Origin of the sequence: Streptomyces sp. NPDC059900 (genome assembly GCF_050270335.1) — a bacterium.
GTDB lineage: Bacteria > Actinomycetota > Actinomycetes > Streptomycetales > Streptomycetaceae > Streptomyces.
Window position 1 is genome coordinate 22817 of record NZ_JBNNJZ010000054.1, and the last position, 9107, is coordinate 31923.

Annotated in this window: 8 protein-coding genes; 3 read left to right on the forward strand and 5 right to left on the reverse strand. The window is 72.2% G+C overall.

Annotation, left to right across the window (positions count from 1 at the left end; genetic code table 11):
• Positions 1–7 precede the first annotated feature (7 nt).
• Genes ACQKIP_RS11270 through ACQKIP_RS11280 form a run of 3 tightly spaced genes read right to left on the reverse strand, consistent with a single transcriptional unit; the run spans position 8 to position 3322 of the window.
• On the reverse strand, positions 8–862 hold the full coding sequence (locus ACQKIP_RS11270) for a fumarylacetoacetate hydrolase family protein (RefSeq protein WP_365852041.1): 855 nt from the start codon (positions 860–862) through the stop codon (positions 8–10).
• Positions 859–1800, reverse strand: a complete 942-nt coding sequence (locus tag ACQKIP_RS11275; protein WP_365852039.1) for a 3,4-dihydroxyphenylacetate 2,3-dioxygenase — start codon at positions 1798–1800, stop codon at positions 859–861. Before ACQKIP_RS11275 ends, ACQKIP_RS11270 begins: the two co-directional genes overlap by 4 nt.
• Positions 1793–3322 (reverse strand): aldehyde dehydrogenase, encoded by a 1530-nt coding sequence (locus ACQKIP_RS11280; RefSeq protein ID WP_365852037.1) that lies wholly within the window; start codon positions 3320–3322, stop codon positions 1793–1795. Before ACQKIP_RS11280 ends, ACQKIP_RS11275 begins: the two co-directional genes overlap by 8 nt.
• 125 nt (positions 3323–3447) lie before the next feature.
• On the opposite strand from ACQKIP_RS11280, the gene ACQKIP_RS11285 reads away from it, so the two are divergent.
• Positions 3448–4953 carry an aldehyde dehydrogenase gene (locus ACQKIP_RS11285; protein WP_365852035.1) on the forward strand — a complete coding sequence of 502 codons (1506 nt, stop codon included), beginning with the start codon at positions 3448–3450 and terminating at the stop codon, positions 4951–4953.
• Positions 4938–5711: a gamma-glutamyl-gamma-aminobutyrate hydrolase family protein gene (locus ACQKIP_RS11290; protein WP_365852033.1), complete on the forward strand. Its 774-nt coding sequence runs from the start codon at positions 4938–4940 to the stop codon at positions 5709–5711. The genes ACQKIP_RS11285 and ACQKIP_RS11290 overlap by 16 nt, the downstream gene beginning before the upstream one ends.
• A 52-nt stretch (positions 5712–5763) precedes the next feature.
• Here ACQKIP_RS11290 and ACQKIP_RS11295 read toward each other — a convergent pair whose 3' ends face one another.
• Positions 5764–6336, reverse strand: coding sequence for a MarR family winged helix-turn-helix transcriptional regulator (locus tag ACQKIP_RS11295; RefSeq protein ID WP_365852031.1), 573 nt, complete (start codon positions 6334–6336; stop codon positions 5764–5766).
• A 183-nt stretch (positions 6337–6519) separates the two neighbouring features.
• Here ACQKIP_RS11295 and ACQKIP_RS11300 point away from each other — a divergent pair, with 183 nt between their 5' ends.
• Positions 6520–8004 carry an APC family permease gene (locus ACQKIP_RS11300; RefSeq protein WP_365852029.1) on the forward strand — a complete coding sequence of 495 codons (1485 nt, stop codon included), beginning with the start codon at positions 6520–6522 and terminating at the stop codon, positions 8002–8004.
• A 23-nt stretch (positions 8005–8027) separates the two neighbouring features.
• Here the strand turns inward: ACQKIP_RS11300 and ACQKIP_RS11305 are convergent, their stop codons facing one another.
• Entirely contained in the window at positions 8028–8819 is a 792-nt protein-coding gene (locus ACQKIP_RS11305; RefSeq protein ID WP_365852027.1) for an acetoacetate decarboxylase family protein, read from the reverse strand.
• Between the last annotated feature and the right edge of the window lie 288 nt (positions 8820–9107).

Below are 9107 nucleotides of genomic sequence, written 5' to 3' on the forward strand. Positions count from 1 at the left end.
GGGGGGTTCAGCGGCGGGGAGGCCGCTGGCCGCGGAACTCCCAGTCGCCTCCGAAGGCCGTCGAGACGACCTCCTCGGACTCCGTGGGCTGCGCGCCGACGTCGGCGCGGATGGCCGTGGGGCCGGTGACGATGTGGTTCGTGAGGCGGCCAAGGCCCTCGGCCTCGACCTCGACGACGTCTCCCGGCCGGACGGGCCGGGAGTTGGCGGGGGTGCCGGACAGGAGCACGTCGCCGGGCTCCAGCGTGATCGTGCGGGCGATGTCGGCGACGAGATAGTGCATGTCCCACTGCATCTCGTCCGTCGAACCGTCCTGTACGAGCTCTCCGTTGACGTACGTCCGCAGGTACTTGGAGCGGAAGTCCCAGCCGGTGACGAGACCGGGGCCCAGCGGGCAGAGCGTGTCCGAGCCCTTGACCCGGAGCATCGAACCGGCGTCGGTGTCGCGGAAGTCGTGCAGGCCGTAGTCGTTGGCGACGGTGTAGCCCGCGATGTACGCGCCCGCGTCGGCGGGGTCGACGTTGCGGCAGGTGCGGCCGACGACGATGCCGATCTCGCCCTCGTAGTTGAGGTACTTGCAGCCTTCGGGGCGGACGACCGCGCCGCCGTGCGCGTTCAGCGCGGAGACGGGCTTGTGGAAGTAGGTGGGCGCGGGCGGCAGCCGCACGCCGAACTCCTCGACCCTGCTGCGGTGGTTGAGGTGGACGGCGATCACCTTGGAGGGGAGCACGGGAGGGAGGTGGTGCGCCTCGGACGCCTTCACGCGGCGCCCGTCGGCGGCGACCAGTTCGTCCCCTTCCCGCACCACCCGGGTCGTGGCGCCTTCGAGGAGGATGCGGCGGTACTCGACGGTCTTCGTCATGCGAGGGAGGCCTCACTCTCGGTGTGCTTGCCGCGGCCGCGTTCGTGCCGGGTGCCGGTCCAGCCGTCGGCGGGGCGGTCGAACCACAGGTGCATCTGGCCGGTGCCGACCGAGTTCTCGTAGTCGCTGAAGGGGCGGCCGGGTGCGGAGCACTGCTCTTCTCCGAGAGCACCGATCATCATCAGGTAGTGGCCGAAGCGCGCCTCGGGCTTGTGGGCGAGGAATTCCGGCATGGTGCGCAGGACTTCCGCGTGGTCGCCGTCTTCGAGCCATGCGATGCGCCGCTCGTCGGCGGCCCGTGCCTCGGGCGTACGGATGTGGGCCGGCTCGCTCGACTCGTGGGCGCGCAGCTGCCGCAGCGGCCAGAAGGTGTGCGAGAGCGCGCCGGAGGCGATGAGCAGGACCCTGCGGCCGGGCAGTGCGGCGATCCCGTCGGCGAGCGCGCGGCCGAGCCGCAGGTGGTCCTCGGTGTCGCCGGTCTGGCAGACGCCGACGGAGAGCCACTTCTTGTCCGGGAGGCCTTCGCCCAGGTACTTCCAGAGGTTGATCGTGGCGTAGTGGACCGGCAGGAACGGGTCGTCGATCGGGGTGATCCAGGTCTCGTGCCGGTCGGCGAACCGCGCGATGGAGTCGGCCAGTTCGGGGTCGCCGGGATAGTCGTACGGCATCCTGCACATGCCGCGCGGCAGCTCCTCCGAGGTGAAGAGACCGGCGCGGCGCGCGTGCGCGGAGACGACGAACTCGACCGTGGTGGCCCAGTGCGAGTCGAGGACGACGACGGTGTCATGGTCGACGGTCTCGAAGACCTCTTCGCGCAGTCGTCGCAGTCCGGGGACGAGGCTGATCTCGCGGCCTTCGTTGAGCTCTTTGCGGGTCTTCTCGGGCAGCACGATGGTGGGCACGTGGGCGAGGAGCCCCGCCCCGACGATCTCACCCATGGCGGGCCCATCCCTTCGGCGCGGTCACGGTGTTCTTGAGGTCGCAGTAGAAGTCGAAGGACCAGTCGCCGCCCTCGCGCCCGATCCCCGAATCGCGGGAGCCGCCGAAGGGCGCGGAAAGGTCGCGTACGAAGAAGCAGTTGACCCAGACCGTGCCGGCGACGAGCCGTGCGCTGATCCGGCGGGCGCGTTCGCGGTCTCCGGTGACGAGGGTGGCGGCGAGGCCGAAGCGGGTGTCGTCGGCGAGGCGCACGGCCTCGTCCTCGTCGCCGTCGGGGAAGGCCTGGAGGGTGAGGACGGGCCCGAAGACCTCTTCCTGCACGATCTCGGAGTCCTGCGCGACGTCGGTGAGGAGCGTGGGGAGGTAGTAGTTCCCGCCGAGGGCGGTGTTGCGGCCGCCGCCGGTGACGGCCTTCGCGCCCGCGTCCAGGGCGCGCCGCACGAATCCGTCGACGCGCTCGACGTGCCGGGGGTGGATGTTGGGCCCTATGCCGGTGGCCTCGTCGCGCGGGTCTCCCTGGGTCAACTTCGTTACCCGGTCAAGAAAGTGACCGAGGAACTCATCCCGTACGGACTCCTCGACCAGGATGCGGGTGGCCGCCAGGCAGACCTGCCCCGCGTTGTCGAACTGCTCGACGGCGAGGTCGGCCGCGAGTTCCAGGTCCGCGTCGGCGAAAACGAGCAGCGGGGACTTGCCGCCCAGTTCGAAGCTGCACGGCACGAGGTGCGCGGCCGAGGCCGCGGCGATCCGCCGGGCGGTGGGCACGGACCCGGTGAAGCTGATCCGGCGCACGCCGGGGTCGGCGACCAGGGGTTCGCCCACCTCCGTGCCGTAGCCCTGCACCACGTTGAGGACCCCGGCGGGCAGCCCCGCCTCGTGCGCGATGTCCGCGAAGAGCGAGGCGGTCAGCGGGGTCCACTCGGCGGGCTTGAGCACGACGGTGTTCCCCGCGGCGAGCGCGGGCGCGATCTTCCAGCTGGCCAGCATCAGCGGGGCGTTCCACGGCGTGATGAGCACGGCGGGGCCCGCCGGGTCCCAGCTCACGTGGTTCGTGTGGCCCCTGGTCTCGAAGTCGTCGTGGGCCAGGGCGAGGAGGCGGTCGGCGAAGTAGCGGAGGTTGTGGGCGACGCGGGGCATGACACCGCGGCGGTGGGAGCGCAGGAGTGCGCCGTTGTCGGCGGTCTCGACGGCGGCGAGGTCCTCGGTGCGGGCCTCGACTCCGTCGGCGACGGCGTGCAGGAGCCGGGCGCGCTCGGCGGGCGGGGTGGCGGCCCAGCCGGGAAAGGCCGCGCGGGCGGCGGCCACGGCGGCCCGCGCCTCCGCGGCGCCACCGCGGGCGATCTCGGCGAGCGGGGAGCCGTCGATGGGCGAGTGATCGGTGAAGGTGGCGGAGGCGGGCGCGGCCTCGGCGGCGAAGGCGACGCGCTCTCCGCCGATCCAGTGCCGGGTGTCGACTGGGACTCCGGCGACGATCGCCGTGTGCGGGGGATTCGCCGGTGGCGCGGGAGCGGGGGGAGCCATGACTTCCTCCAGTTCGTTTGAACCCAAACAACATTAGGAGCGGCGGGACGGCGGGGTCAACCCCTCGATCGGACCGCCCGGTTCGGCTACCGTTTGAACTCAAACGAGATTCCCGGGAGGCCTCCATGCCGGACGACGCCCTGGCCACCAGCAGCCACCAGGACTGGACACAGCGGGCCGAAGCGATCGCGCTCCCCACCCGGCACCGCATCGCGGGCGCCGACGCGGACGGCCCGGGAAGCACGTTCCCCGTCGTCTCGCCGCGCGACGGCCGCACGCTCGCCCTGGTCGCGGACGCGGGCGAGAAGGAGGTGGACCTGGCGGTGGCCGCCGCCCGCCGCGCCTTCGACACGGGCCCCTGGCCGCGCCTCTCCCCCGAGGACCGGGGCCGGACCCTCCAGCGGATCGCCGCTCTCGTCGAAGAGCACCGCTCCGCCCTCGCCCTCACGATCACCCTGGAGAACGGCAAGCCCATCACGGAGTCGTACGACGTCGAACTGCGCGCCCTGGCGTACACCTTCCGCTGGTACGGCCAGCTCGCCGACAAGCTGACCGACACCGCCCCGCACGCCGGAGCCGACGCGCTCGCCCTCGTCACCCGCGAGCCGTCCGGCGTCGTCGGCGCGGTGGTCCCGTGGAACTTCCCCCTGACCCTGGCCGCCTGGAAGATCGCCCCGGCTCTGGCGGCCGGCTGCACGGTGGTCCTGAAACCCTCCGAACTCACGCCCCTGTCGGCCCTGTTGCTCGGCCGCCTCGCCGACGAGGCGGGGCTGCCGCCCGGCGCCCTGAACGTCGTCGCGGGCGGCGGCCCGACCGCGGGCCGCGCGCTCGGCATCCACCCCGACGTGGACGTCATCGCCTTCACCGGCTCCACGGCGGTGGGCCGCCGCTTCCTGCACTACGCGGCCGACTCCAACCTCAAGCGCGTCTGGCTGGAACTGGGCGGCAAGTCCCCCAACATCATCCTGCCCGACGCCCCCGACCTCGCGGCGGCGTCGGCCACCGCCGCCTGGGGCATCTTCTTCAACCAGGGCGAGATGTGCACGGCGCCCTCGCGGCTGCTCGTCCACGAGTCGGTGGCGGAGGAAGTCACGGCGGCGGTCGTCGAACGCGCCGGGACCCTGCGGGTGGGCGATCCCCTGGACCCCGCCACGGAGATGGGCGCCCTCGCGGGCGCGGCCCGGGCGGACTCCGTGCAGGAGCACGTACGACGGGGCGAGGCGGACGGCGCGCGGCTGCGGGCCGGGGGCGTACGACGCGAAGTCGTCCCCGGCGGCAGCTACTTCGCGCCGACCGTCTTCGACCGCGTCACCCCGGACATGCCGCTCGCCCGCGAGGAGATCTTCGGCCCGGTCCTCTCCGTCCTCACCTTCGGCTCGCTGGACGAGGCGGTCGCACTCGCCAACGACACCGAGTACGGACTCGCGGCCGGCCTGTGGACCTCGGACCTGTCGACCGCACACACGGTGGCCCGACGCCTGCGGGCCGGGACGGTGTGGGTCAACTGCTACGAGGAGGGGGACATGGCCGTGCCGTTCGGCGGCTACAAACAGTCGGGGAACGGGCGGGACAAGTCGGTGCACGCGATGGAGAAATACACGGAGCTGAAGACGACATGGATCCGGCTTTGAGGCCACGCCCGCTCATCGCCCTGCCGCAGCGCCACGCGGCGACGGCTTCCGCGCTCCGGTACGAGGCCGTGGTGACGGCGCGGGCGCTGGCGGAGGCGGTGTTCCGGGCCGGGGGCGAGCCATTCATGATGCTGCCGGGTCCGCCGGACGACGCGGCGGCACGGCTCGCCCGCTGCGACGGGCTGCTGCTGCCGGGGGGCGGTGACCTGGCGCCGTGGCGGTACGCGGAGGACGGCGCCGGGGTGCACGGGGCCGTGTACGACGTGGACGACGCCCAGGACGCGTTCGACCTCGCCCTCGCACGGTCCGCGCTGGCCTGCGGCCTGCCCCTGCTGGCGGTCTGCCGGGGGTTGCAGGTGGTGAACGTCGCGCTCGGGGGGTCGCTTCGGCAGGACATGGGCGGGACGGAGGGGTCGGGGGCCGGGGCGCATCGGCATGTGGTGCACCCCGTGCGGGTGGCGTCCGGTTCCGTGGTGGCGCGTGCGCTGGGCGGCGCGGGGACGGTGTCCGTCTCGTGCTTCCACCATCAGTGCGTGGAGGTGATCGGGCGGGGGCTCGTGGCCACGGCGTGGGCGGCTGACGGGACGGTGGAGGCGCTCGAACTCCCTGGTGGGGAGGGGTGGTTCGCGGCCATTCAGTGGCACCCGGAGGACACGGCGGCGTCGGACACGGCCCAGCAGGGGCTGTTCGGGGCGCTGGTGCGAGCGGCACTGGTCCGAGCGGCGCTGACGGAGGATTTCAGCCCGTCCGGCGTGTGAGGACGAACTCGGCGGAGCCGGTGATCGACGGGGCCCCGGAGTCCGGGCCGGCTCACGCCTTGGGGCGCCGCCCGCTGCGGCGGGGAGTCGGCTCGCCCCCGTCGAGCAGCTCCAACCGCCGCTCCTCCCCCCGCTCCTCCGTCTGCACGACGATCTTCCGCAGCAGGTCCGCCAGCGTCCTGCACTCCTCGTCCGTCAGACCGTCGGCGACAAACGCCTCCTCCGCGTTGAAGGCGGGGAACACCTTCTCCATCAACCGCTCCCCCTCCTCCGTGAGCCGCAGCAGCGCGAGCCGCCCGTCGTCGGGGTGCCCCCGGCGCTCCAGGAGCCCGCGCCCCGCCAGCGTGCGGGCGACCCCGGTCAGGGTGCCCTTGGAGATGCCCGCCTCCTCGGCGACGTACCGCGTCTCCATCTCCCCCCAGATCCAGACGACGTACAGCACCACGAACGACGTCCACGTCAGCTCGGCCCCCCGCAGCACGGAGTTCTCGAAGTGCTGCCGGACGGCCGACGCCGCGCGGTAGATGTTCGAGACGGCGGCCATCTGCTCGTGCTTGACGGGGGTGCCGCCGAGCTTGGCCCGGACCGCCTTCTCGGTCTCGCGGATGGTGCGGTAGCCCGTCACGTCCGTATCTCCTCGTTCTCGTACCTCGCGCGTCCACCGCGGCTCCGGCCGACGGCCACAGTGTGCCAAGACCTCTTGCCGGGGCGCATACGCGTCCGTACCATCAGCGCCACTCGAATTCGTACGGGCTCAAACGATAACGCGTTTCCGCTGGATACGCCCTCCCCTCCCCGGAGTCCCGGTATGGCCATCGATCACCACGGCACGCCTGCGCCCGCGCCGCCCCTCTCCTCCGCCTCCGCGCCCGAGCGCCGCATCGGCGTCACCGGCATCGTCTTCTTCGTCGTCGCGGCCTCGGCCCCGCTCACCGTGGCGGCGGGCGGTGTACCGCAGTCCCTCGGCGTCACGGGGATCCTCGGCATACCCCTGCTCTACCTCCTCATCGGCGTCGTCCTCGCCCTGTTCAGCGCGGGGTACGCGGCGATGAGCCGGCGCATCACGGGCGCCGGGGCGTTCTACGCGTACACGGCGCAGGGGCTCGGGCGTACCGCCGGTGTCGGCGCGGCCTTCGTCGCGCTGCTCGCGTACAACGCCATGCAGATCGGCATCGCGGGGCTCTTCGGGGCGACGACCGCGCAGTTCATCGACTCCAAGACGGGCGTCGGCATCCCCTGGTGGGCGCTGGTCATCGCGTGCACGGTGGTCGTGGGGGCGCTGGGCTACCGGCGCGTGGACCTGGGCGTGAAGGTGCTTGCCGTACTGCTCGTGTTCGAGTTCGGCACCGTGCTCGTCTTCGACGTCGGGCAGTTCGCCGACGCCCCGCAGGGCGTCTCCACCGCACCGCTCACCTGGGGCGCCGCCACGGACGGCGCGCTCGGGGTCGCGCTGTGCTGCGTCTTCGCCGCGTACATGGGCTTCGAGTCGGCGGCGTTGTACAGCGAGGAGTGTCGTGATCCGCGCCGCACGGTGGCGCGCGCCACCTATATCGCCGTCGGACTCATCGGCGTCTTCTACGCGGCCACCGCCTGGGCCATGATCAGCGGCGCGGGCACCGGACAGGCCACGAAGGTCGCCGCCGAGCAGGGCCCGGAGATGCTGTTCTTCCTCGGTGACCGCACCAGCGGCCTGGGCCCGGCCTTCTCCGACTTCGCGCAGCTCTTCCTCATCACCAGCCTCCTCGCCGCGCTGCTCTCCTTCCACAACGCCGTCGCCCGGTACGTCCGTTCACTCGGCCGGGAGGGTGTACTGCCTCGCGGGCTCGGGGTGATCCACCCACGGCACGGGTCGCCGCACAGGGGATCGCTGCTCCAGACGGCTCTGACGCTCGTCGTCATCGGCGTCTTCGCGCTCGCGGGGCGCGATCCGGTGATGGACGTCTTCACGTGGCTGACCAACCTCGGCGCACTCGGCGTGATCCTGCTGCTGCTCGCCACGTCCGCCTCGGTCATCGCCTACTTCGTCCGCCGACGCGAGCTGAACGAGTCGAGCGAGCCCCTGTGGAACCGGCTCGTCGCGCCGCTCCTGTCGGGTGTCGCGCTCGCCGTCATCTTCTGGCTCGCACTGACCAACTTCAGCGTCCAGCTGGGGGTTTCGTCCGGCAATCCGCTGCGGTGGATCCTGCCTTCCCTGATCCTCGTCGCCGCTGCGGCGGGAGTGTTGTGGGGGGCGTGGCTGCGCAGGGCTCGTCCGCAGACGTATGCGGGGATCGGGTCGGCTGCGGGGAAGTAGGGCGGGGCGCGCGTGCTTCGCTTCTACAAGCCCCGCTCCAGGAGCGTTCCGCCGTTCCAGGTCACGCCCACCTGGCGGTAGTACGCGCCGATCGGCTCCTCGATCGTCAGCGCGGCCAGTTCCTCCGTGGGCGCGTCGAAGAGGTCGAGTTCGGCCTCGCCCGACCAGGGCCGGCCGCCCTCGAAGGAAGCCGCGCCGGACGCGATGAGCTCGTCGAGGGCCAACCCCTTCCCCTCTATGGCGGGGAGTTGGCGGTGGTGGGCCATGGGGTGGGCGTTGACGAAGCCGTTCGTCTCGGCGGGTTCGCGCAGGGTGACCGTCGCCTGGGCGATGCGGCGGTCGGCGGCGGCGAGGGTGGCCCCGAAGGCGGCGCCCGCCTCGATGCGGGGCGCGGGGCCGAAGGGGTGCGGCCGGGTGAGGTGGATCGAGCCGAGCTTCTTCGGGTAGCCCTGGTGGATGCCGCGGGCGACGGCGAAGTCCTTGTCGACCCAGATGTAGACGCAGCGGGAGTAGGTACGTCCGCGGTAGCCGCAGCGCACGACGGCGAAGCACTCCTTGTACTGGGCCCGCACGGGGTCGAGCAGCTCTTCCCTGGAGTCTCCGCAGGACTGCCAGTCTGCCCAGATGAGGGCGACGGCGCCGGGGTCGTCGGCGGCGGGTTCGAGCGGTGCGGGGAGGAGTTCGCGGACCCTGGCGGGGTCGGTGCGGTACTCGACGGTGAGGAGGTCTCCCGAGTAGTGCCAGGGCGGGGCCGGGATGAGCGAGGAGCGGCCCGTCGCGGTCCTGGGCGGGAAGAATCCTTGAACTCCGGCCATGTGGCTGCTCCTTCGGGCGCTGTGGGCTCTTCTTTTCGTTTGGGCCCGTACGATAGACCTCCGGCGGGCGGAGCGCTATGGGGGCGGCCTGCACTTGGGGCGTGCGCCGGGGGTGGTACGGCTTCCCTCCGTGGGTGGGTGCGGGGCCGCGCCGGTATGTCCGTCCTCGCCATCGGGTGGGCGCCGTCTGGTCGCTTCGGCTGGGGAGTGTTGCGAACCGTGCTCCGGGCGGAAATACCGACACGTCCCCTCCCGTATCGATGCCGGGTGCCGGTGCGTGGGGGCCGT